This window comes from Streptomyces sp. NPDC041713 (assembly GCF_055591085.1).
On sequence record NZ_JBVIZY010000008.1, the window covers coordinates 79,216 to 103,369 of the forward strand.

A 24,154-nucleotide genomic window follows, 5' to 3' on the forward strand; every position below is an offset into this window, starting at 1 on the left:
GGGCTTCATGAGTACGCACCACTCCCCTTGCGCCGGGCGGCAGGTGTCCGGATCTCGGCCAGGCCCGCCAGTGTGTCAGCCAGTTGGGTGCGCGAGGCGATCCCGAGTTTGCTGTAGACGCGCTGCAGATGGTTGTCGACCGTACGGATTGAGAGCACGAGCCGACCCGCGATCTCCTGGCTGGTGAGCCCCTCCGCCGCCAGTTCGGCGACCTCGGACTCCCGGCGGGTGAGCGGGCGGGCCGTCCCGACGCCCAGCGCCGGGGTCAGCGCTCCACCGCAGCGGGCCAGGGAGCGTCCGGCCAGGACGGCCGCGGCGGCTGCGCCCCGCTGGTCCCCCTCCCGTTCGGCTGCCCGGGACGCCTCGCAGGCGGTCTCGGCCGCCAGCAGCTCCGCGCCCACCAGCAGACACTGGTCTGCCGCGGTGTGCAACGCGTCGGCCGATCCGGTCGCGTGCGCCCGCGCGCTGATCGCCCGGGCCCGCGCCAGGTCGCTGTCGCTTGTCCGCGCCAACTCCCCCAGCCGGTCCTGTGCCTGAGCCGCGCCGCCCAGCCGGGCGGCATCGCTGAGCAGCCAGCCCTCGTAGGAGTGCATGCCCACCTCGCCGGCTCGGTGGGCGGCGGAGGTCAGCAGGGCGCGGGCCTCCGGAAGGTGTCCGGTGGCCGCCTCGACCCAGGCGGCGGCGAGCTGGATCGACAGGTTCGACGCCTGTTGCAGATCCGGTGCGCTCCGGGCGCCCTCCAGCGTCGACCGTGCGTCCGCGACGGCGCCCGACTGGGCCTGGACCGCGGCGAGGCCTGCGCAACTCAGCGCCAGCGGACGGGGGTAGTCGTTCGTCCGGGCCAGCGAGACGGCCTCGGCGTACCAGTCCCGTGCCTGCTCCAGCCGCCCGGCCATCAGCTCGCAGCGCCCCATATGGGCCGCGATCCATGCTTGCAAATAGACGGCCTGGGCACCCACCGCGCGGGTGAAGGCGTCCTCGCCGATCGTCCGTGCCTCGTCCGGACGCCCGGCCTCGGTGAGTGCGACTATCCGGTAGATGGCGGGACCGCTGCAGTGCGAGGAGGGGTCGTAGCGCCCTTCCTCAGCCGCCGCGCCGGTCAGCTCCTCGTGGACCCGCCGGCTCAGCTCCGCGGCCTCCCGGGTCCGGCCCAGGTACGACAGAGCGAGGGACATCTGCAACTGGCCCCACATCCGCAGCCGCGGGACATGCACCTTCTCCGCGTCCTCCAGCAGATGCAGAACGGTGCGGATGTCCCCGCAGTACATGAGGTAACCCGCCTCGTTGATGCGTAGGACCCGTCGGCCGCTCGCGCCGAGCCCCGCTTCCGAGGCAGCGTTCACCTCCAGGGTCCGCCGGGTGTCCCCGAAGCCCCAGAACAGGTTCTGGGTCCGCTCCATGACCGCGGTCAGCAGCTCGGTCTCCCCGCCGGCCGACTGCTGCGCCCTGGACAGGCACTGTTCGGCGCGCTCCCAGTCGCCGGTGTGGTGGTAGGCCTCCCCGCGCATCAGCCACACGGCGAACGGTGCCTGGGAATCCGGGTGCCTGGACAACAGTTCCAGTACGGTCGGGAAGTCGCGTACGTGCCGTGCCATGGCCGCCGCGGACACCAGCAGCTCCGTGTCCACGGGCAGGTCGGCGGCAAGTTGCCAGGAGGCGAGGCGCAGCGCGTCCTCCCGGCGTCGCACGCCGTGTGAGCGCAGTCTCCGCACTTGCACGGTGTAGACCTCCCGGCGTCGGCGGGGCGAGATGTGGCGTCGCACGACCTCGCCGTACAGAGGATGGCCCAGGGTGCAGTATGTGCGTCTGCCGTTGGCGTGCACCTGGATCAGCCCCTGCTTCTCCAGCCATTCCACATCGCCGGCCCCGGAGCCCGCCGGGCGCAGCGCGGAGAGGGGGATCGGCTCGCAGAGCGCAACCAGTTCGAACAGTTCCTCGCGCGGGCCGGACAGGCCCTGGAGGCGCTGCCGGATGATGGCCGAGAGCCGGCGGGTGCCGGTGGGGCGGCCGTTCAGGCGCCATAGGCCGTCGCCCAGCTCAAGTGTGCCGTCGTCGACCGCCCCGCTGACGAGCTCGTAGAGAAACAGGGCGTTGCCCTGGGAGGAGGCGACCAGGGCATCCAGGGTGGCGTGTTCGAGGGGGTGGCCGAGGCAGCGGCGCAGGACATTGCGGACCTGGGCGCGGCTGAAGGGCCGTACCGCGATGCGGCGGGTCGATTCGCTGCGGTCGATCGCCTCGACGGCGTCGGAGGGGGGCGCGCCGTCGCGGACGGTGGCGATGAGGAACACCGCGCGGGCCCACAGCAGATGGCCGAGCAGCACCGCCGAGGCATTGTCCAGCAGGTGCAGGTCGTCGACGAAGAGGACCGCCCGCCGGTCCGGTGCACCCGGCCGGTGCTTCGGCTCCGGGCGCAGACCGAACGCCCGGGCTGCCGCGTGGAAGGCGGCGACGGGGTCGTGCGAGACGGCGTCGGCGGGCAGCAGATGTGCCAGTGCCCCGAGCGGCAGTGCGGCGACGGAGGGCGTGGCCACCGCCTTCTCGACCCGGTGACCTCTGCGCGCCGCCAGCCGCAGGCACTCGTCGGCGAGGCGGCTCTTGCCCACCCCCGCCTGGCCGTGGACGATGACGGCCGTGGTGGCCGGGTCGTCGAGAGCGGCGGTGAACGCGTCGAGCTCCTCCGCTCTGGCCGTGAAGGGCCAGCGTTCGCGGCCGGAGGATGACAGCTCCGGGGGGTTGCCGGAACCGGCCCCCGGCCGGCCGATGGGTGGGGAGGTGAACCGGTTGGACTTCACGTGCTACTCCATGTCGTCCGGGTACGAGACCCGGGATCACGACGGCCCGACTGCTACCAAACCTTCAAGAGCATGGCCGTTCCGTCCGTCGTGCACATGAGCACTCTTTACTCATTCGGTCCGCCCGCCCGCTGCTCATCACCGGACGATCGCTGCCCCTGCCGACCGGCGCCGGCTGCGGTTCACGCCCTCCCCGGCAGCACCGGCTGGCCCCGCAGCGCCTCCCTGAGCAGCCGTCGGCCCCGTATGCCCATCTTGGAGTAGACGCGCTGGAGGTGGTTGCCGACGGTGCGGACCGACAGCGCCAGCTGTTCGGCGATCTGCGCGTTGCCCAGCCCGCTGGCCGCCAGCAGAGCGATCTCCATCTCCCGGCCGGTCAGACTGTCGCGGACCGCGTGCGGGGTCAGGCCCGGGGTGCTGGCCCCGCAGAGCGCGGCAAGCCGTTCCGCCTCGGCCCGGCACCGTGCGGCCTTCCGGTGCGCTCCGGACGCGGTGTGTGTACCCGCCACCGCGGTCCAGGCCTCGGCTGCGACCAGCAGGGCGCCCATGAACTCCGCGTCCTCTGCGCACCGCTCCAATTCGTCCCCCGCGTCCGCGGCCAGCGCCCGGGCCGTGCGGGCCCGGAGGGCGATGAACGGGTTGGGGCAGCGGTCGGCGAGCTCGGTCAGCTCCGTCTGTGCTCCGTGGGCGTCCCCCAGCCGGGCGATGTCGAAGAGCAGGTGGGAAGCCAGCGTCAGCAGTCCTGTCCCGGCGGCCGACTGCGCCCCGGTGCGCAGCACGGCCCGCGCCTCGCCCAACCGTCCCAGAGCAGCGGTCCGCCAGGCCTCGACGAGCAGCCATTCGGGGCGCTGCCACCGGTCGGGCAGCATGCGCCGGGCCTCGACCCAGGCGTCGCCGGAGTCGTCGAGGTGGCCGGTCACGGCATCCACCAGCGCCCGCCCGGCCAGACCGGCCCAGAGCCCGGACAGGAATCCCTGATCCCGGGAGCACGACACCACGGAGGCGAACCAGTACCTGGCCCGGGTCATGCTGCCCTGCAGATAGCAGATCCAGCCCAGGTCGGTCGCCGATCGGATCTGCGCCGTCACCGCACGGGTGTCGACTGCGTGGTCGTATGCCTGGTGGGCCAGGCTTTCGGCCTCCTTCAGCCGGCCCGCCTCGGCCAGTGCCCGGGCGCCGGCGCTCTGCAGCAGCGCGGGATGGGCCACGCTGTCGGCGCGCGCGCACTCGGGCCGCTCGCGGCGCCGGTCCGCGGCGGCCAGCGCCTCGTCGGGGCGGCCCGCTTCGGACAGGCAGTAGACCCTCGGCACCGCGGCGATCAGAGCCGATCGATCACCGCCCTCGGCCGCGACGCTCTCCAATAGGGCACTGGCCCGGTCAATGTCGCCGACGAGCGTCCACAGCGAGGCCTCGTTGGCGCGGAGCACGGCCTGGATCGCGGGGTCGCGGGTGTTGCGGAGCTCGGCGGCATTGACCTCGAACGCCTCGCCGGTCCGCAACAGGCCCTGGGCCAGGTTCTGGGTGCGCAGCACCACCCCGAGCAGCCGCTCGTCGGGAGTGGTCGCCAGCTCCAGGCCGCGGGCCAGTGCCTGTTCGGCATCCTCGGGGTAGCCGCACGCATGCCGGAACTCTCCCAGCAGCAGATGGGACAGGGCATCCGGGCGGACCCTGACCAAGGCGCCGGCGAGGCGCAGTGCAGCCGGGAAGTCGTGTACCACGCGGGCGAGTTCGACAGCCGCGGTCAGCCGCTCGGGTGGCACCCCGGCCGCCGCGTCGAGCCGCCACAGCGTCGAGCGCAACAGCTCCGCGTCGGCCGGGCCGCCTGCCGCCTCGGTGCGTTCGGCCCGCGCCAGCATCGTCCGGCGCGACCGGTGCACGGGGACGGTCGTCCGCAGGACCTCGCCGTCCAGCGGGTCCGCCAGCTCCGCAACGGCTTCCCGCCCCCTGCCGTGGGTGCGGACCAACCCTGCCGCGCGCAGCGACTCCACGACGTCCCGCGGGAAGTGGATCACTGCGTCGGGTCCGCACAGGGCGAGGTCCTCCAGCACGGCGCGTCCCGGCTCGTCGATGGTCGAAAGCCGGTACCGGACGAGTTCCACCAGGCGGGGCGGTGGTGCGAGGGTGGCGACCAACCGCCACAGACCTGTCTCGCACACCAGCTCGCCACCCGTCAGAGCCCCCGTGACGAGCTCCTTGAGGTAAAGCGGCCGTCCCCCGCTGGCACCGTGCAGAAGCCGCGCCGTACGCCGCTCGACCGGGCCGCGCAGAACGTCTTCGAGCAGGGACTGCACGACCTTGCCGGACAACGGCCGGAGGTGCACCGGGTGCAGGTCTTCCGCGATCCGGCCGCCGGCGGTCCCCCGGCTGCCTTCGGCGCTCGTGGTTGCGATCAGCAGCAGTTCCCCGGATGCCAGAAGCGGTCGGAGAAGTTCGGCGGAGGCGTCGTCCAACAGGTGGACGTCGTCGATGAGGAGTACGGGCCGGTGCTGTTCCGGGTTCCCGGCAGGCCGAGGGGGCCCGACGTGCAGCGCGACCCGGTCCCGCGGGCGGGGGGACAGCAGCGGCGCCAGCGCTCCCAGCGGTACGGAGCGCGAGGCCCGGGTCGCCGCCGCGCGGACGACGGGGTGCCCGCGCCGTCCGGCCCATTCCCAGGCCTCGTGCGCGAGGCGGGTCTTGCCTGCGCCCGCCGGTCCGGAGACGACGATTCCGCGGGTGTGCGGAGCGCTGAGGAGCCCGGTGACTTCGCCCAGTTCGTCGGCCCTGCCGACGAGGGGCCACGGCGGTGCGAGGGGGAGTGTGGTCATGTGCTCCTCCAGGGAGCGACGGGTCGTGCGCCAGTTCGCCGCACGGCGTCGTCGCCCGGGGACGTGGGGGGCGTGGCAGTAGGAAAGGCATACGGGGTGGTAAGGGCGGCCAGAACGGGGAGGGGCCCGGGGGATGGCGCGGCGGTCCTCGGCCCGCAGGCGCGAGGGGGGATGTGGTGCAACCGCGGCGGGATCGGCCCGGGGCAGGCGTCCGGGCCAGTGGCCGGTGAAAGCAGCTAGACCCAGCCGATCGCGTACCGAAAGGCGATCGACTCCGGAATCGGAGCACGCCGGGGGCGAGTTGCGGCGAGGGGTCCCCGCGTGCCCGATGCCGGGAATCGTCCCGAGCACAAGGACATGATCAGCTCCTCTGCGCCATGGTGGCTCAGTGGTCCAGCCACTGGGTAGTCCGTGCAAGTCACGCACACATCCACGCGGAGCGTCAAGATTCCTGATCGTCGACGCTCTCTGTCTCAGGCGGAACGCAGGTGCCCCGGGACGCGGGACCGGGCGCCCCCAGCGCGGACCGCTGACGGCGGGGGGCGGTCCACGGAGCTGAAGGCCTACCGCATCAGCAGCTGCGGGCCGGAGCGGATGGGAACGGACGGCGTGGTCAATCGGGACGAGCGGCTGTAGGGGGATCAGTACGCGCGGCGCGGGAGCCGGACGGTCCCGGGCGGGCGCGACCGGGGCAGCCTGTCCGGGACGGAGGGTTCTGGCAGACGGGTGTACGTCGGAACGGGGGCGGGTCAGAAGGGTGAGGCGAAGCCTCGGAAGGTCTTCCCGGCACGCTCGGGGCCGACACCTGCCGTCGACATCCACCACGCCACTCCGACATGGCTGCGGCGAAATAGCCGCACGAAGCGAGGCCGTTGTAGGCGTTGAGGTTGGCGTTGCTGCCGTCCCGGCCCAGGTAGTTGGTTGCTGAGACTTCGTTCGTTGAGGGCGCTCGGCCTCCTCGTCGGCCGATGCCGCCCCTGGGTCGGACGTGAGTGGTCGGGGAGGGGACTTCGGAGTGATCAGGAGTTGAGTAGCGGTTGCTCTCGTGCCCGCTTTCCCGGCTATGTGAGCATCTTTCTCGTCAGATCAGATCAAACTGCGGTGAGAGATAAAGATCACCGTATAGTTCCCAAGGGGGGAATATGAGGACGAGTACTGCTTTCGCCGGTTTGGCGGCCACTGCTGCTCTGGTGGTCCTGGGTCATCCGGGCATCGCATCGGCTGCCGACAAGCCTGGGGGTGCCGAGGTCGAAACCGCGATCCGGCATGCCGTCAACGGCAAGGCGACGCCCGCCGATCTCGCCATCATCAAGAACGACCCGCAACTGGCCCGTACGGTGCCGGTGTCGGTCGAGGTGGGCAAGGCGGTTTACAAGAAGGCTGAAGCGCCGTCCGGCAAGGCCGGGGCCGGTTCCCGGTCGTCGGCCGCAGCCGGTCCGGCGGGGCTCTCCGCGTTCCAGGAGGTGTGCCGGAGCGTGGACCGTCCGCTCACGCTGAAGAGTTACCTGGGCGACACGCTCTACACATGGCACCACTCCTTCTCCTGGTGCACTGCGAACCAGGTCAACACGGTGGAGGCCACTCGCGTCATCACCGCGTCCCCGTACAACCGGAGTGACTACTTCACCGAGAAGTCGTCCGTTGCCTATCCGCAGGCGCTGGTGACCGATGTGACCTTTGCTCCGGTGGGTGGGCCCATCGGCTTCAACCCCACGGGTGCGGGTTCGCCCTACTACTCGCACATGGCCCGGTCGGTGAACCTCTGCATCGCGCAGTACAGCTGCTACGCCAGCAATCTGCCGCAGAGCAAGCTGACGATCGGTCGCGACACCGCGACAGTCGCCATCGAGAGCACCTTGTGAACAGAGGGCGCCGATGAACCGGGAGCCCCGGTGAGGAGGTGACGCTCGGCCGCACCGCCCCGGGGCGGTGCGGCCGCAGGCGCGCCGCAACGACGTCCTGCGGTGACATGGTGACCTTGCCACCAGGTCGGCACCGTCGTTGACGCCGATCTCCTTGATCTCGTCGAAGAGTTCGTCCGCCGCGTAGCGTGCGAGGACCTCGGACAGGCCGGTCTCCGCGCCCATGCCGGCCAGTGCCGGCAGGCCGTCCCTCTCCCGCTGGGCCGCCTGCTCGAACTGGGCGTCGCCCAGCTTCACGCCGCACTCCTCGTAGCGGCGGTCGCCATGCGGCCGGGACAAGGACAGAGCGTTGCGCCGGATGCCGGCCTCGCCGCGTGCGGCGAGGGCCGCCTCGACCCGGGCAAGGTCGTCATCGGCGACCACGATGTGGCCGCAGAACGAACACCCTTCGAGGCGCTGGGTCACAGGGCCCCTCGACGCCGGCCGGCAGATCGCGCCGGAGCCCCTTCGGGCTCATCCCGGCGACATCCCCGGGCGTCCGCGCGGGGCCGCGGCCATCGCCTCGGCGTTCAAACCCGCCCCCGGACGAAATGCGTAGTCACTACTCATGCCAGGCCTGGATGAGATCGACACGATGAGACATCACAGGGCAACGACCTGACGCCCCGAGGGTGCCGCGTGGCGCCCGGGAGCTCTGCCACAACACCACAGCACACGCAGTTTGGCCGGGGGAGCCGCAGATGAACGATCGGTTGAGCAAGGACATGGAGGCCGGGTGGACGGCACCGGGTTACCACCCGGTCCGGGAGCTCGGGACCGGGGGGACCGGCCGGGTGGTCCAGGCCGTGCACGAAGGGACGGGCCTTCCGGTTGCCATCAAGTACCTCAGTGCCGAGGCCCGCGACGACGGGCAACTGCTCGCCCGCTTCCGTGCGGAAGCACGGACGCTGGAGAGGTTGGACACCCCGCACGTAGTCGCCCTGTACGAGTACCTGGAGACGAACGAGGGCGTCGCCCTGGTGATGGAGCTGGTCGAGGGCGGGGAGCTGCGGGCCATGCTGCGGACGCATGCGCCGTTGCCCGCCGAGGCTGCCTTCGCGGTCCTCAAGGGGTCGCTGCTGGGACTGGCGGCGGCCCACGAACGGGGCCTGGTACACCGCGACTACAAGCCGGGGAACGTCCTCGTCACGAAGGACGGCATCTCCCGGCTGGTGGACTTCGGCATCGCAGTGCGGCAGGGGGACAGCGCGAACGCTGCCGGCACGCCCGCCTATATGCCGCCCGAGCAGTGGCAGGGACTGCCACCCTCCCCGCAGGCCGATGTGTACGCGGCGACGGCCACCTTCTTCGAATGCCTCACAGGAACACCGCCGTTCCTCAGTACGACGGTCTCCGAACTGGCGGTACAGCACATCGAGGCGCCGGTCCCCGTGGACCGGGTCCGGGAAGAGGTACGGGGTCTGGTCCTTCGGGGGTTGGCCAAGAATCCCGGTGAACGCCCCGCGTCGGCCGAGGAGTTCATCGCCGAGCTCGAACCTGTGGCGCGCTCGGTGTGCGGCGGTGACTGGGAGGAGCGAGGGCGCCGCGTCCTCGCCGCACTGGTCTCACTCCTCGCCCTGCTCCCGGAGCCCGGCACGGGCGGCTCTGAGGGCTCCGACAGCTCCGCCACGCTGCTCACTGGGCCCGAAGGCATCTCGGCCGTGACGGCGGGTGCCCGCCGGCGCAGAATGCCCGGTAAGCGGATACAGATAAGTCTCGCGGCCGGTTCCGCAGTCCTGGGTCTCGGCGCGGTCGCCTCGATGGCAGCCCAGGGCCATGACGGCGGGAGCCACCGCCCGCAGCCCGCCGAACAGGTCGCCGGGCCGGGGGACACGCAGCCCGCCGAGTCCCCTCCGGCATCCGGTTCCGCCTCGGGGCGGCCGACCAAGGGCACCGGCGGCCCGACCGCGGGCGCCACCACGTCGGGGGCCCTTGAGGAAGCGGTCACCGTCCAGGACGATCCGGGGGCCGCAGAAACCTCTTCCGCAACCATCACCGGTGCCCCGGCGGAGCCCAGGACCGGCCCGTCGGCCGATCCGCAGGGGGAATCCGAGGGCCCCGCACCGGAGTCGGAGAAGCCCACCACCGACAGTGTGCCCAAGGCCCGCGTCGGCTTCCTCGGGGTCACCGGCTTCACAGCGGGGGCCAACAACCGCGCCACCGCCACCATCAGCGTCACCACCGACAGCTCGGAACCGGTGAGGCTGACGGTGAACTGGTACGACGCGTACCAGGGCAGTGCGGCGGGGGCGCCCGGCGACCGGGACGGTGGTCCGCAGACCTTCGTGCTCCAGGGACGCACCAGGTACACGATCGCCGTCGAGCACTTCTTCGACGCTCTCAACTGCACGTCGTACCGCGGGGTTCTGGCCACCACATCGCCCGGTGCCCAGGCCGCCAGGCCGTACAGATCGGGCTGGACCCAGGCATGCCTGCCGCGGTGAACAGGCCCGAAGACGCCACTGTGGACCCGGCCGGACGGGGGAGCGGGGCCGGTGCGGTAGGTCCGGGGGCTCCGCAGCCGGGGGGCCGCGGCCGGCTCGACCCCCGACTGCAGATCTTTCCGCGGGACACGGCGCCGTTGGACCTGCTGGCGGACTCCTCGCTCGATGTCACGGTCGAACTGGAGACCCTGGCCCGGGAGCAGCCCTTCCCCCTCGCGAGGGCCCGTGCGGCGGAGATCCCAACGGTCGATCTGGCGAACGGGACGGTCGATCTGGCGGACGGACCGTCACCTGGTGTCCTTCACACGGATCACGGGGTTCTCTCCGCGACGCTGGTCGACACCGGGCCACCGACCGTCGGGGAGACCCGGACCGGATTCGGCCCGGGCGTCCCCGACGGCGCCGCCGTCCGGGAGCGACAGCGGCTCGCGGTCCGCGGCGCCCGTGGGCGCGGCCGCCGCCGGGCGGAACGCAGACCGCTGCTCCCCGGCCTGAGTTGGTATCTCGTCGCAGCCCTCGTCGCCGGTGCCGTCGTATGGCACTTCTGGCCGCGCCACCCGGCGGGCCTCTACGTCCGCGACGTGCGAGTGGCCGCCGACATCCGGAATCCGGGCTGCGACCAGACGGTGACCGTACACGGGACGATCCGCACCAACGGAGGTGGTGGAACGCTCACTTATCGGTGGAAGCGCAGTGACGGCAGCAAGTCGCTTCCGCTGCACGAGGCCGTACGGGAGGGGGAGAGGGCCGTCTCCGTGCAGACGACGTGGTCCTTCCACGGACACGGCCGGTTGCGTGCCCGTGCCCTTCTCGAAGTGACCTCCCCGCCCGGCCCCACGGCCTCGGTGGACCTCGACTACAGCTGCCACCGCCCCGCGCGGCGGGCCCGGACCGATGGCGGTGAGTAGGTGCCAGTCGCTCTCCTCCATCTGGCCTCCGACGCGACCGAGGACGTACGCGGTGTGCCTGGACAACGACTGGCCCAGCGGGGGCGACGCCTGCAGCAAGCACATCTCCGTGCCCGACGTGACGACGGTGGGACGGCACGTACGGGACCGCACGAAGTGGACCGACCTCATGACTCATGCACCTGACCACCCCGCCGACGACCCTCTCTGCCGGCCCCCGGCGCTCGGCTTCCGGGTCCTGGGACCGCTCGCCATCGTGGACGGCACCGACGAGGTCGTCCTCCAACCCTCCAAGCCCACCTCGCTACTGGCCACCCTCCTGCTGCATCCCAACAGTGTGGTGTCCACGGACCACCTTCGGCAGAGCATCTGGGGGGAGCGTCAGCCTTCCACGGCGAATGCGGCCCTGCACACCTGCACTCGGCGGCTGCGAAGGGTCTTCGTCCGCTACGGGATAGCCGACCACACCATCGAGTACGTCCCCGGCGGCTACCGCATCGCGGCCGTGCCGGAGAGCCTGGACCTGCTGCGGTTCCGTTCCCTGGTCCGCACGGCGCAGGCCCGGAAGGCATCGCCGGACGAGGTTGGTCTGTTGCGTGAGGCCCTCTCGCTGTGGCGCGGCCCGTTGCTGGCCAACGTCCCCTCGGACGCCCTGCACCGGGACGAGGTGCCGCAGCTCATGGAGGAGCGGTTGTCCGTCGTGGAGCGGCTGGCCGACCTCGAACTCTCCGCAGGACGCTGCCTGGAAGTGCTGCCCGACCTGCGGGCGGTGATCCGCTCCCACCCCGGCCGGGAACGCTTCTGGGAGCAGCTCATCGAGGCCCTGCACCGCAGCGGCAGGCAGGTGGACGCGCTGACCGAGTACCGCAGGGTCAAGGAATATCTGCGGGATGAACTCGGTGTCTATCCGGGCGCCCGCCTGCAGAGGCTGGAAATGGCCATCCTCCGCGGCCACGACCTCGGCCCCCCGGCCCTCTCCCGACATGTTCCGACCGCCTTGCCGGCGGATCCGGCGCCGGGCCGGTCCCGACGTTCGCCGTCGCTGCCGCTCGTCCCCTCCTTCCGCGGACGCGAGGCTGAAAGCAGCGCGATAGCAAGGGAACTGACGAGTACGCAGTCCGAACCGGCTCTTGTCGTGCTGTCGGGTGCGCCGGGAATCGGCAAGACCGCCCTCGCGCTCCACACGGCCCACCGGGTGCGCGAGACCTTTCCCGGCGGCCGCGTGCTGCTGCGGATGAGCCGGGACGACGGGGCACCGCTTCCGACGGTCGAGGCCGCGCACGCCTGGCGGGAGGCCCTGGCCGGCACAACCGGCCCTCGGCATCCAACGGGTGGAGAGGCCCACGAGTCGCTGCCACCGGTACCCGCGGGCATGCTGCTCCTTCTCGACGAGGTCGTACGCACGGAACAGGTGCTGCCGTTCCTTCCCACCGAACCCGGCAGCGCCGTCGTCGTGACAACCCGGTTGCGGCTGGCAGGCCTCGCGGCAGGACACGGCTGCCGGGTGCACCGTCTTGGCACTCTCGCGCCGGACGACTCCTTCGCCCTGGTGGCCGCGATGCTGGGCGGCACGCGGGCAGAACGGGAGCCGGGGGCCGTACGGGCACTCTCGGAGGTCTGTGGCCACTACCCCCTCGCTCTGCGGATCGCGGCGGCCTTCCTGCTCACCCGCCCGGAGCTGACGGTCGAGGAGGGCGCCGACTGGCTCCGGCAGGACCCGGTCTCCCGGCTCTCGCTGCCGGACGACGCCGCGCTGTCCGTACGGCATGTCTTCGGCGGTGCCCTGGCCCGCCTCGACCGGTGGTTCGCCGAGCAGTTCCTGCTGATCGCCCGGTCAGCGCGGCAGCGGTTCTCGGCCGACGACTGCGCTTCCGCACTGGGCGTCGCCAGCCGGACTGCCGGGGCTGTCCTGGAGCACCTGGCCGAGGCCGGGCTCCTCGAAGGCGGGCCGCGCCACTACACCATGCACGGTCTGCTCCGTGCCTTCGCCTGCCATCCGGAGGCCATCGGTCCGCCGGAGGCGAGAGATGTGTCCCCCGCCGGCTCGGACAGCGGACCGACCACTGCCTGGCCGGTCCACCCGCGCCGTCCCTGAATCGGGCGGATGAGATCCGCCCACGAGAGAAGTGTGACAATCCATGGCTTCAGCCTACGAAGCGGTCGCCGACACCCGGCCGCGGATCCAGCGGGACGTGCTCTACACCGAGACGCCGCGGGGCGTGCTGTTCCACAACGCCCAGGGCGGGTTCCATCTACAGGCCGCCTCTGCCTATCGGTTCACCTCCCTGATCGTGCCGTTCCTCGACGGTGAGAACCGCGTGGCGGACCTCTGCGCGGGGCTTCCCGAGGACCGTCGCGGCATGGTCGCCCGGCTGGTGAGGACGCTGTACGAGCACGGGTTCGCCCGCGACGTACCCCCGGGCGACGACACGTCTGCAGGGATGGACCCTGCGGTGGTCGGCCGCTTCGCTCCCCAGATCGCCTACATCGACCACTACGCGGACGGCGCGCACCGGCGCTTCCAGCAGTTCCGCAACACCGCGGTGGCCGTGCTGGGCGACGATCCGGTGGCCCGCTGGTGCGTGGTGAGCCTGCTGCGCAACGGATGCGCCACCGTCGGGGTGCTCCCGGACATCGACACCCCCGAGAACGCGTTCGCCGAAGTGCGGGCGGAGGCCGTGCGGCTGACCCGCGAAGCCTGCCCCGCCGAGCTGGCGACGATCGACACCTCAGGCGGCCCGCTTTCCTGGTCGGACCTCGACGGGTACGACACCGTCGTGGTGACCGGCGGTCCGAGCGGCCCGCACCGGATCCACGCCCTGCTGGAGGCCGGCGTACCGGAGGGGCGAACCCTGCTTCCCGCATGGACCTTCGGGGACCGGATCGTTGTGGGGCCCACGATGGGCCGGGGCACCGCGGGGTGCTGGGCGTGCGCGCTGCTGCGGCTCGGCGGCAACGGCGGGGCCAGGGAAGCCGCGGACGTCTGGAGCAGTGTCTGCCTGGGCCGGGAGACCGGGCCCGACCGGGCCGCTCCCAGCGGACCGCTCGCCGCCATGATCGGTAACCTGCTCGGCTACGAGATCTTCCGGGCCGCCAGCGGAGCGCTCCGGGCGGAGACGGCCGGTCAGGTTCTCATCCAGGACATGGCCTCCCTGGATGTGGTCTCCGAACCGCTGCTGCCGCATCCCCGGTGCCCCTTCTGCGCCTGCGCACCGGCGTCGCCCGACCTCTCGGCCTGGACACCCGGCGCACCGGACCCGGCCGTGGCCGCCGCGTCGGGGCCGGGATCCGCAGAGAAGGACAGCGGGGCAGAGACGGTGATGGAGGAACTGAACGCCCGAGCCGCGCTGGTGCAGCCGGGCACGGGGGTGTTCCGCTCCTTCGACGACGAGTCGCTGACCCAGACGCCGCTCAAGATCAGCACACTCCGGCTCTCGGTCGGCCACCGGTCCCTGCGCCGTATCGCCGCCTTCGACGTCCACCACGTCGCGGGCGCCCGGATGCGTGCGCTGCTCTCCGCGGCCGAGCTGTACGCCGACCATGTGGTCCCCACCCACGGAGTACTGACCCGGGCCGGGACGGAGGCGGAACAGGCGCCGCCGATCCGTGTCGAGGTCCCGGCGCTGGCCACCGCGCAGGGCGCCGCCACGTCGGCCGCTCCGGAGGTATCGGCGTGGATGCGGGCCACCTCGCTGGTCACCGAGCGGCCGGCGCTGCTGCCCACGGCCGCCGTGCACCCCTTCGGCCCGTACAACCGCGACGCGGTGTTCACCGCCACCCGGGCCGGGACCGGAGCGGGCACATCGCCCGCGGAAGCCGCCCGGCGGGGGCTGCTCTCGGCCCTGTCCCACGACGCTCTGCAACGGGCCGTCCGCGACGGCAGCGGGGTGCGCCGGGTCTCCTTCCGGCCGACCGAGGCGGACCCCGAACTCACCTTCCTGAGCCGGACGGCGGACAACCTCGGAGTCGAGGTAGAGCTGCTGGACCTCGGCGAGGCCGGCCGTTCCTCGGCGCACGTCTTGCTGGCACGGACCAGGAACGCCGACAACGGGCACTGGGAATGGGCCCTCGGGTCGGACTTCAGCCCGCATGCCGCGGCGGTCGGTGCCGTACGCGACCTCCTCGGGGGCGTGCAGCTGGCACGCGAACTGCCCGACGGGGAGCGAGTCGACACCGGTGATCCACTGATGGCCGCCTTCGACGCCGGCACGCTCGTCTGCGGGGGAGAACAGGAGGACCTGTCGGCGGCCGACGGTTCGTGGCGGAGGGTGCTGCGAGGACTGCACGGGAGCGGCCGCGACGCGTGGATCGTTCCGACCACGTCCGCCGACCTGAACGGGTGCCGGATCACCACCGTCCGGGTGCTGCTCAGCAGTGAGGACGGCCGTGACTGCTGACCTGCTGCCGCTCCGGACGGCAGCGTCCGAGGCGGGCCCGCCAGGCGGCCCGTGGGCTGGTATGTCCGCCCTGCTCGGCCCGAGTCTGACCGCACACGGCTTGGTCCCGGACGCTGCTGGTATCTGCCTGCTGGGCGTCCGGGACGAACTGTCCGTACCTGCTGACGAGTCAGCACCACCGGCCGGGGAGCGACCCGTCGCGATCCACCTCTACGGTCACCACGCCGTCGTGGGTCCACTGCCCCGTCCTGGCTCGGGCGGCCCCGGCTGTCCGCGCTGTCTGGCGCGCAGATGGCAGGCGGTGCGCTCGTTCTCCCTGCGGGACGCCCTGGAACAGGGCGGGGAAACAGCTGCTGCCGGCCCGTCCCCGTACCGTGTCCCGTTCGCCGCCGACACCCTCGCGGCGCTGATCGCGGCGCACCTGGAACGCAGGGGAGGGCCGGGCGAAAGCGCGCCGCCGGGGAGCGGGGACGGGGCGAGGGAGGGGAGCGCGGAGGGGGCCGGGAGCGCCGCCCTCTCGGAGATCTGCCTGGTCGACCTGGAGCGGCTGACCGTACGGAGCTACCCACTGGTGCCCGATCCGGAGTGCCCCGCGTGCGGACGCAGCGTCCCGGACACCGCGGAGGGGGCACGTCTGACGCTCAGTGCCGCGCCGAAGCACGCCCCCGGTTCCTTCCGGCTGCGGGGGATCGACGACTACGACCTGGATGCGGATGCCTTCGCCAACCCTGTCTGCGGGGCGCTCGGGCCCTCCGTCGTCCACGATGTCGCCTCCAGGACAACCTCGGCCACCGTCGGCTGCTTCACCCTGCGGTCCGGCAACTATCTGCGCGAGACGTTCTGGGGCGGGCACGCCGACAGCTTCCGCCGCAGCACACGGATCGGCGTCCTGGAAGGGCTGGAGCGCGCTGCCGGTATGCGGCCGCGGGCGAAGCGGACCGAGGTGGTCGCCTCGCTGAACGCCCTCGGCGACCGGGCACGGGTCGACCCGCGGGAGTGCGGTCTGTACTCCGACGCCTTCCACCGCGACAACCCGCAGGTGAAGCCGTTCTCACCCGACCGGGAGATCCCCTGGGTGTGGGGGTGGTCCCTGCGCGACGAACAACCGGTGCTCGTACCCGAAGTCCTGACGTACTATCACGCGCCGGGCGGCCTGGAGAACCGGTTCGTCCAGGAGAGCTCCAACGGCTGCGCTTCCGGCGGCTGCCTCGAAGAGGCCCTCTACTTCGGGCTGATGGAAGTCGTCGAGCGCGACGCGTTCCTCCTCTCCTGGTACGGGCAGGCGCGGCTTCCGGAGATAGATCCGCGGACCAGCGCCCGGCCCGCCACCCGTCGGATGGTGGACCGGCTGGCCATGTACGGCTACGAGGCCCGGTTCTTCGACACCAGGATCACCTTCCCGGTTCCGGTGGTCACCGCGGTCGCCGTCCGCCGGGACCGGGGCATGGGCACTCTGTGCTTCGGCGCCGGCGCGGGCCTCGACCCCGAGTCCGCACTCGACTCGGCCCTCTGCGAGATCGCCACCGACGCGGTCAACCTGGTCGACAGGACCCTGCAGAACGAGGCCCGGCTGCGCCGGATGGCCGCGGACTTCGACCGGGTCGAGGTCCTGCACGACCATCCATTGCTCTACGGGCTCCCGGAGATGGCGCGGTACACGGACTTCCTGCTGGCCGAGCCCGGCAGATCCCGCCGGCCGCGCCGGTCCATGGCGGACCTCTACGGCAACGGGTCCGTACCGCCGGTCTCCACGGACCTCCGGGACGACCTGCGGCAGTGCGTCTCCTGGGTGACCGGGGCGGGCTACGACGTCGTGGCCGTGGACCAGACACTCCCCGAGCAGCGGGATCTGGGACTGCACACGGTCGGCGTCATCGTTCCGGGCCTGATCCCCATCGACTTCGGCCGACGGCGGCAGCGCGCTCCCCATATGCCGCGGATGCGTACGGCCCTGCGGGAGGCGGGGCTGCGGGACCACGACCTCCCACCCGAGGAGGTCAACCCCGCTCCGCACCCCTTCCCATGAACCGGCGGTTCGCACGGCGCGTGCGCCGAGGGATCCACCGCCCACGAACGAGAAAGGAGGGACGTCATGGGATTCGCTCATGACTATCTGTCCGCTGTTCTTCAGCGCGCCAGAGTCCCCATGGAGCCCGCCCGGTTCGAGCCGGACTGGTCCGACCGACCGCGCAAGGGCAAGTTCTACCCGGGGGTGGATTCCTTCCCCCTGCCCGACGCGGGACCACTCACCGGTGCGACCCTGGAACAGGGCCTCTACCCGCCGCCCGCGATGCCGGAGAGCCGCTTCAGTCTGCCGCTCCTCGGCGACATGCTGCTCCATTCATACGGACTGATGGGCCGTCGGCTCGGGGTGCAGAGCAACTCGGACCTGCCCGCCCTGCCCTTCTACACGGAGGCCAACTGGTCCCGCGGTACCGCTTCCGGAGGAGCCCTGTACCCCGTCAGCACCTACTGGGTGTCGGGGCCCGGCGGCCCGATGACGCCCGGTGTGCACCACTACTCCACCACGCATCACGCCATGGAGCGGCTGCTGACCGGGGATGTGTCCGGGATCGTCCGGGACACACTGGGCGGGCTGGAAGCGGCCCAGCACACCGACCAGTTCCTCGTGCTCGGCGTCAAGTACTGGACCAACTCCTTCAAGTACAACAGCTTCTGCTACCACGTCGTCAGCATGGATGTCGGTGCCCTGCTGCAGACCTGGCGGCTCTGGGCGCGGGCCCGCGGGCTGCGCATCGAGCCCGCTCTGTGGTTCGACGAACGCGAGTTGGGGCGGCTGCTGGGATTTCCGGACGGCGAGGAAGGGGTCTTCGCGGTCATCCCGCTGACCTGGGAGGGCCCCGGAGCCACCGGCGGGGCGGAGCCGGTGCAACGGCACACCCCCACCGGGGCGCCGGCGGCGCGGCGTGCTGCTCCGGCAGCGAAGTCGCGCCGCGGCGACAACCGGCCTGCCGGGGCGACCGTCCGGTATCGGGACAGCGAGCGCTCCCGCCGGACTCAGCGGTTCGAAGCGGTCCAGCGGATGCACGAGGCGACCCTCGACGGTGCGGCGGACCGGCCGGAGCCCACCGCGCTCGCCCCCGCCGCGGCGACGAGTGCTGCCGCCGGAATGGGACGCAGGTCGCTGCCCGCGCCCCTGCCCGTCGGCATGGAGGTTCGGCAGGCACTGCGCGAACGCCGCAGCAGTTTCGGACGGTTCGACGCACGCCGGCCCATGAGGGCGGAAGAGCTGTCGACCGTGCTGTCCGCGCTCGCGGCGGTGTCGCTGGACAGCGACGCGACCGGTGCCGGCGGTCCGACCCTGCTGAAGGTCTACGCCTTCGTCAACCATGTGCGGGACATCGAGCCCGCCGTGTACGCCTACGACAGCGTGGACCGCGACCTCCGGATCATCCGCCCCGGAGACTCGGGCGACTTCCTCCAGCGCAACTACTTCCTCTCCAACTACAACCTGGAGCAGGCGGGCGCCGTCATCGTGCCCACCATCCGAGCGGAAGCAGTGCTGGACGCCGTAGGCGACCGCGGATACCGGCTGGTGAACGCAACGGTTGGGGCCCTGGCGCAGACCCTCTACACGGTCGCCGCCGCCCTGGGCCTGGGCGGCGGTGTGGCCCTGGGCTTCGACAACTGCTCCTACATCGAGGAGCTGCGGCTCTCCGGAACAGGGGAGGCACCGCTGCTGATCACGATGATCGGCCGCGAGGACCCGCGCGCTGCCGACGTCCGCTACGAGATCGCCTGAGCCGATGGACCGAAGAGGAACAGTGACACACGACGTTTCCGAGGCATCCCGGGAGCCGGTCGGCGCCGGGGGTCGCAGTGCTTCCTGGGCGCTGTCCCGCCACTGCATGTTGCGCCTGGCGGGGCTGCCCATCGAGATGGTGCAGGCCCTTCGCTGCCCTGACACCCGGCGCTGGGCGGACCTGGTGCTCGACGAGGAGGAGCGGCTGACCGCCGCTGGAGCGGACCTCAGCGAGCTGCTCCACCCCCTCGTCAACAGACACCCGGACGACCAGGCCCGCCGGGAGCTGCTGCGGTTGCGGCGGGACCTGTTCAACAACCGGATGCCGGCCACCCCGGACGCGGACCTGGCGCTTCTCACCTTGATCAGCGCGTCCGCGGCGGACGGGGTGGCGCTCTGGCTCGACGCGCGGCGAGCCCTGGACGAACTGCGAGCGGAGGGCGCCGGTCTGCTGGAGCGCGAACTGACCGCGACCCGGGCCGAACTGCGCGTGCTGGCGGGGGAGGAGCGACTTCGGCTCGGACTGCTGCTGGCGTCGCCGACCCTGGAGGCCCAGCTCGACCGTTTCGTCCGCAGCGATTCCGCGCGGCCGGACAAGCGCGGACGAAAGATCGAACGCTCTCTGCTGGCGTACCTCTACCGCACCGCGTGCAAGACCAGCCCCTTCAGCACCTTCACCGGAGTGGCATTGGGGGAGTTCGCCCCGCCCACCTCGGACGATGCCCTCGGCCTGGAGGTGCCGTCCACCTGGTCCAGCCATCCGCGGCTCAACACCGTTGTGCTGGGCCGCTTCGCCGACCGGATCGCCGCGGACCCCGTGCGGCGGGCGGATCTGCCGCTCGCACCGGCCTCCGGCTGGGTCCGCGACGACGACCGCGTGCGGTATGTCCGCCGCTGGGTGGCCGCGGGCGACGACACTGCGGCCGTCACCTTCGACGCGGTACGGGACCAACTGTTCTTCCTTCGCCGCAGCGGCACCCTGGAACGCATGCTCGCCCGGTTCGAGGAACGTCCCACGATGCGGTACCAGGAGCTCGTGCAGTGGCTCGGGACCGACGCGGGAGCGGAACCGGAGGAGTGCGAACGCTATCTCGCGGCCCTGCTGGACCTGGGCATGATGCAGGTGCCCGCCCTGCACACCGACGTCCACAGCCCGGATCCGCTGACGTCCTTCCGCGACGCCGTGAGTGCCCTGGACCGGCCCTGGGGTCGGCAACTCGCGGCCGCGCTCGATGTGCCGATCGCCTGCATCGACCGCTACCCGGCGGCCGACGCCGCGACCCGCCGGGCGCTGCTCTCCGACCTCAGGAGCGGACTGGAGGCCGCTCTGGAAGCCGCCGGGGAAGGCGGCGCAGAGCTCCCGCAAACCCTGCTGTACGAGGACGTACGGGTCGGCGACGAGCCGGTGCCGGTGGCCGGCAGCGCTTGGGAGAAGGCGGTCGCGGACCCGCTGCGCCGTCTGGAGGCGGCCATGCCTGCGTTCGACCTGACCCTGGCGCAGCGCATCACCTTCACCGGCTTCTTCGTCGCACGCTACGGCCGCGGCGGCCGGTGCGACGACCTGCTGAAGCTGGTCCACGACTTCCACGAGGACTTCTTCGACCAGTACCTCACCGTGGTCTCCCGCCGGAAGAGGCTCGACGACGACGGCAACCACCTGGCCGAGGAGAACTGGCTCGGGCTGCCCGCGATCACCGCCTTGGACCGGGCTCGTGAACGCTTCGTCGAGGGCATGCGCCGAGCGTGGGACGGTCGTGAGGACGGTGACGACGAGCTCCTCCTCGATGCGGCCCTGCTGGCTGAAGTGGCGGCTGAACTGGGCCCCCAGAAGGCGGAATTCACGGCACAGACACACTTCCTGCAACCCGCCGCGCGGGACGGGGAGCCGCTCCTGGTGCTCAACCAGTCCTTCGGGGCGCTGTCCTTCCCCTTCAGTCGCTTCACCCACTGCTTCGACCCGCCGGCCGGCGCCGGCAGCCCTGAGGACGCCGGGGCCCGGAGTCCGTCGCTGAGCGACGCACTGCGCCGTTCGGCTCGGGAACTCCAACCGGAGGGAACGGTGTTCGCCGAACTCACCGGCGGCCCCGTCAGCAGCAACCTCAATCTGCACGGGCGGCTGGCCGACTACGAGATCGTCTGCCCGGGCGAGACGAGTTCGGTGCCGGAGGAGAACCGCATCCACCTGGACGACCTCTGCCTCCGGCACGACGAGGAGTCGGACCGCCTCGTCCTGCACTCGACGAGGCTGCAACGGACGGTCGTGCCGCTGTACTTCGGGTACCTGGTGCCCATCGCGCTGCCCGAGATCCCGCGGACGCTGCTCCTGCTCTCGCCCACCTCCCGTGCCCGGTTCGACCTCTGGGACGGTGTGCCCGAGGGGAGGCCCGACCGGGGGGTGACCTTCCGGCCGCGGGTGCGCCACGACTCCATCGTGCTGAGCCGACGGAGCTGGACGGCGACGGTCCGGGACCTCCCCCTGCCGACCCCCCACACGGCGGAGGACGAGGCCTTCCTCGCCTGGAACCGCTGGCGTCGCGGTCACCGGATCCCCCGCCGGGTGTTCGCTTCCTTCACCCAGGGAGGGGCGAGCGGCTCCAAGCCCCAGTACGTCGACTTCGACAGCCCTCTGTCGCTGGGCGCCTTCCACAGCCTGGCCAAGGACCCGGGGGCCACCGTGGTGCTCAGGGAGATGCTCCCCGACGAGGACAACCTGCCCGCCCGCTCCGGACGCGGCCGCCATGTGGCCGAGATTGCCGTCGAGACCTTCACGACTCGGACTTCCTGACATGACAGCGACGCACCAGCCGCAGACCACGCGCACCGGCGAGCCCGGCGCCTGGCAGGCCTTCCACATCTTCTACGCCGCCAATCCGCAGCCCCTCCTCCTCCAATGCGTGAAACCCCTGGTGGACTCGCTCACGGCGGACCGGCTGCTCGCCGGCTACTTCTTCATCAACTACTGGCTGGAGGGACCGCACGTACGTCTGCGGCTCCGGCCGGTCAGCGAGGCGGCCGCCGACGAGGTGCGCGAGCGCACGGAGCGGGCCGTCGAGGGCTTCCTCCGGGCGCGTCCCGCGCTCTACGAGGTCGGCCCGGGTTTCCTCAACGAGCTGTACAACACCCTGTTCGACCTGGAGATCCCCGAGGACGACCGTCCCAGATTCCTCGGCGCCGACGGCCGGATGCAGCTGCGGCCCAACAACACCTGCCACCGCGAGGTGTACGAGCCCGAGTTCGACAAGTACGGCGGCCCGGCCGGGATCGAGCTCGCGGAGTGGCACTTCCGCCACTCCAGCGACCTGGTCATCGAAGCACTCCGCACCAAGAACCTCCATCTGCGGACCGTGCTGCTCGGCACATCGTCGCAGCTGATGATGGTCATGGCCGCCACCTTCGTGGACGGACCGGACGCGCTGGCGGACTACCTGGACCGCTACTACACCTTCTGGCACGAGGCGTTCCCCGACACCGGGTTCATCGGGACGCAGGAGTACGACCGCACCTACGACCGGATGGCCGAGCAGCTGCGCCACCGCTTCACGGTCATCCGCACCCGCATCGCCGACGGTGCCACCGCGGATCTGCCGTCCTTCCTGCGCGGCTGGGCAGCGCACTGCGCGGAGCTCCGCGAGCGGGCCACGGCTCTCGCGCTCCGCGGCGAGCTGGTCTTCGCCCCGCGCGACGGCGCCCCCGGCGGGACGATCACCGACCCGCGGGCCGCGCTGCCGCGGCTGCTGTCCCCGTACATGCATATGACGAACAACCGGCTCCATGTCACCATCCGCGACGAGGCGTACCTGGCGCACATCCTCGGCCGCTCGCTCCGGGAGACCCTGGAAGAGACCAGTGCCTCCGGTGGCGGCGATGGATGAGCCCGGGCCCGCCGGGGGCGTCGCGTACGCGGGCGGGCGGCCCGCCCTGCGGCCGGACATCCTGATCAGCCCGGCCCTGCGGCGTGGGGCGGTCCGGGTGCACATGCTCAAGGACCCGTGCAACGGGCGCGCCTTCCGCGTCGGCGTGAAGGAGCACTTCATCATCGCGCGGCTCGACGGGACGCGAAGTCTCGCGGAAATCGAGCAGGCTTACGCCCGGGAGTTCGGGTTCGCACTGTCGCAGGCCCACTGGCGGCGGATGCTCGGACTGCTCCACAGCCGCGGACTCCTGGTCGGTTCGCCGCCGGGGCGGCCGGGCAGCGGGACGGTGCGGCCCGCCGGGCGCCGAGGTGCGCACCGGCGCAACACCCTCCTGCGGGGCGACGTTCGTCTCGTCGCCGACCCGGTGGCCTGCGTGGAACGCCTGCGCCGGTTCACCGGCTTCGCCCGGACCCCGCTCTTCCTCGTCCTCGCACTGGTGCTGGTCTCCGCGATGGAGATCGGGATGGCCCTGCGGGGGAGCGAACTCGGCAGGGAAGGGCTGCGGGCCGTGCTGCACCTGCCGTCCCTCGTAGCGGTGGTGGTCCTGCTCTGGGTGAGCCTCGCCCTGCACGAACTCGCGCACGGTGTGGTGGCCGGCTGGTTCGGCGGATCCGTCTCGAAGGTCGGTCTGCGCTGGCGGCTTCCCATGATCATCATGTACTGCGAGGTCGAGAACTACATGTATCTCCCGCGCCGCCGTCACCAGGTGGCGACCGCCGCCGCCGGCGCCGCGGCGAACTTGCTCTTCCTGCTCCCCTTCTACCCGCTCTGGGCTCTCCTGCCGTCATGCCACCCCGTACGCGACGCCACCGCGGCCCTGCTCCTGGCCGGTACCGGCCAGGCGCTGCTGAATCTGGTCCCGTTGCCCCCGCTGGACGGTTACCAGATCCTCAGCCATGTCCTGGGGATGTCGGACTATGCGGCCGAGAGCCGCAAGTACCTGCAATTGCTGACGAAGCGTCAACAGATCGCCAGGTCGGCCCCATCCGGCTACCCCCGCCCTGTCCGGCTCGCCTATCTGGGCTACGCGATCGGCTCCGCGCTGCTGGTCCTCGGCGCCTGTACGGGAGGGGTGCTGCTGTGCCGGCACTTCCTGACCGACCGGTTCGGTGCGGCAGCCACGGTCGTGCCGACCGTGCTGCTCGCACTGATGGTGGCGGCCACGGTCGCACGGCCACGAGGAAGGACGGCAGAGCCCGGGTGAACCCGCAGCACCGCGCAGCAACGGAAC

12 protein-coding genes and 1 pseudogene are annotated in these 24,154 nt (G+C 71.6%); 10 read left to right on the top strand and 3 right to left on the bottom strand.

The features are described 5' to 3' along the window. Nucleotides 1–5: 5 nt before the first annotated feature. Both ACZ6CV_RS24260 and ACZ6CV_RS24265 read right to left on the bottom strand, forming a co-directional pair. Nucleotides 6–2,792, bottom strand: coding sequence for a LuxR C-terminal-related transcriptional regulator (locus tag ACZ6CV_RS24260; protein ID WP_469252819.1), 2,787 nt, complete (start codon nucleotides 2,790–2,792; stop codon nucleotides 6–8). A 182-nt stretch (nucleotides 2,793–2,974) separates the two neighbouring features. Continuing rightward, nucleotides 2,975–5,596, bottom strand: a complete 2,622-nt coding sequence (locus ACZ6CV_RS24265) for a helix-turn-helix transcriptional regulator (protein ID WP_469252820.1) — start codon at nucleotides 5,594–5,596, stop codon at nucleotides 2,975–2,977. 1,142 nt (nucleotides 5,597–6,738) lie between these two features. Here ACZ6CV_RS24265 and ACZ6CV_RS24270 point away from each other — a divergent pair. Next, nucleotides 6,739–7,458, top strand: coding sequence for a hypothetical protein (locus tag ACZ6CV_RS24270; protein ID WP_469252821.1), 720 nt, complete (start codon nucleotides 6,739–6,741; stop codon nucleotides 7,456–7,458). A gap of 123 nt (nucleotides 7,459–7,581) precedes the next feature. Here ACZ6CV_RS24270 and ACZ6CV_RS24275 read toward each other — a convergent pair. Beyond that, nucleotides 7,582–7,950: pseudogene (locus ACZ6CV_RS24275) on the bottom strand (ATP-binding protein); the annotation flags it as partial. A gap of 248 nt (nucleotides 7,951–8,198) precedes the next feature. Between ACZ6CV_RS24275 and ACZ6CV_RS24280 the strand changes: the two are divergent. The 9 genes from ACZ6CV_RS24280 (at nucleotide 8,199) to ACZ6CV_RS24320 (ending at nucleotide 24,127) form a co-directional block, all read left to right on the top strand. Continuing rightward, nucleotides 8,199–9,941, top strand: coding sequence for a protein kinase domain-containing protein (locus ACZ6CV_RS24280; RefSeq protein WP_469252822.1), 1,743 nt, complete (start codon nucleotides 8,199–8,201; stop codon nucleotides 9,939–9,941). Nucleotides 9,942–10,078: 137 nt separating this feature from the next. Next, complete coding sequence (locus ACZ6CV_RS24285) at nucleotides 10,079–10,849, top strand: hypothetical protein (RefSeq protein ID WP_469252823.1); 771 nt, start codon at nucleotides 10,079–10,081, stop codon at nucleotides 10,847–10,849. A gap of 52 nt (nucleotides 10,850–10,901) precedes the next feature. Next, the gene (locus ACZ6CV_RS24290; protein WP_469252824.1) at nucleotides 10,902–12,944 is read left to right on the top strand and encodes an AfsR/SARP family transcriptional regulator; all 2,043 of its coding nucleotides are present in this window, start codon (nucleotides 10,902–10,904) and stop codon (nucleotides 12,942–12,944) included. Nucleotides 12,945–12,987: 43 nt separating this feature from the next. After that, nucleotides 12,988–15,246, top strand: coding sequence for a TOMM precursor leader peptide-binding protein (locus ACZ6CV_RS24295; protein ID WP_469252825.1), 2,259 nt, complete (start codon nucleotides 12,988–12,990; stop codon nucleotides 15,244–15,246). 61 nt (nucleotides 15,247–15,307) lie between these two features. Continuing rightward, entirely contained in the window at nucleotides 15,308–17,272 is a 1,965-nt protein-coding gene (locus ACZ6CV_RS24300; RefSeq protein WP_469253019.1) for a TOMM precursor leader peptide-binding protein, read from the top strand. 66 nt (nucleotides 17,273–17,338) lie between these two features. Beyond that, the gene (locus tag ACZ6CV_RS24305; protein WP_469252826.1) at nucleotides 17,339–19,009 is read left to right on the top strand and encodes a nitroreductase family protein; all 1,671 of its coding nucleotides are present in this window, start codon (nucleotides 17,339–17,341) and stop codon (nucleotides 19,007–19,009) included. Between the two features lie 106 nt (nucleotides 19,010–19,115). Next, a complete protein-coding gene (locus ACZ6CV_RS24310; protein WP_469253020.1) occupies nucleotides 19,116–21,794 on the top strand; it encodes a lantibiotic dehydratase in 2,679 nt (892 codons plus the stop codon). Nucleotide 21,795: 1 nt separating this feature from the next. Continuing rightward, nucleotides 21,796–22,881, top strand: a complete 1,086-nt coding sequence (locus ACZ6CV_RS24315) for a lantibiotic dehydratase C-terminal domain-containing protein (RefSeq protein ID WP_469252827.1) — start codon at nucleotides 21,796–21,798, stop codon at nucleotides 22,879–22,881. Continuing rightward, nucleotides 22,874–24,127 (top strand): site-2 protease family protein, encoded by a 1,254-nt coding sequence (locus ACZ6CV_RS24320; RefSeq protein WP_469252828.1) that lies wholly within the window; start codon nucleotides 22,874–22,876, stop codon nucleotides 24,125–24,127. The genes ACZ6CV_RS24315 and ACZ6CV_RS24320 overlap by 8 nt, the downstream gene beginning before the upstream one ends. The last annotated feature ends 27 nt before the right edge of the window (nucleotides 24,128–24,154 follow it).

Coding starts and splice junctions, on each gene's coding strand:
- ACZ6CV_RS24315 (WP_469252827.1), top strand. CDS start 21,796: ATGACAGCGACGCACCAGCCGCAGACCACGCGCACCGGCGAGCCCGGC.
- ACZ6CV_RS24270 (WP_469252821.1), top strand. CDS start 6,739: ATGAGGACGAGTACTGCTTTCGCCGGTTTGGCGGCCACTGCTGCTCTG.
- ACZ6CV_RS24305 (WP_469252826.1), top strand. CDS start 17,339: ATGGGATTCGCTCATGACTATCTGTCCGCTGTTCTTCAGCGCGCCAGA.
- ACZ6CV_RS24280 (WP_469252822.1), top strand. CDS start 8,199: ATGAACGATCGGTTGAGCAAGGACATGGAGGCCGGGTGGACGGCACCG.
- ACZ6CV_RS24310 (WP_469253020.1), top strand. CDS start 19,116: ATGTTGCGCCTGGCGGGGCTGCCCATCGAGATGGTGCAGGCCCTTCGC.
- ACZ6CV_RS24295 (WP_469252825.1), top strand. CDS start 12,988: ATGGCTTCAGCCTACGAAGCGGTCGCCGACACCCGGCCGCGGATCCAG.
- ACZ6CV_RS24265 (WP_469252820.1), bottom strand. CDS start 5,596: ATGACCACACTCCCCCTCGCACCGCCGTGGCCCCTCGTCGGCAGGGCC.
- ACZ6CV_RS24320 (WP_469252828.1), top strand. CDS start 22,874: ATGGATGAGCCCGGGCCCGCCGGGGGCGTCGCGTACGCGGGCGGGCGG.
- ACZ6CV_RS24300 (WP_469253019.1), top strand. CDS start 15,308: ATGTCCGCCCTGCTCGGCCCGAGTCTGACCGCACACGGCTTGGTCCCG.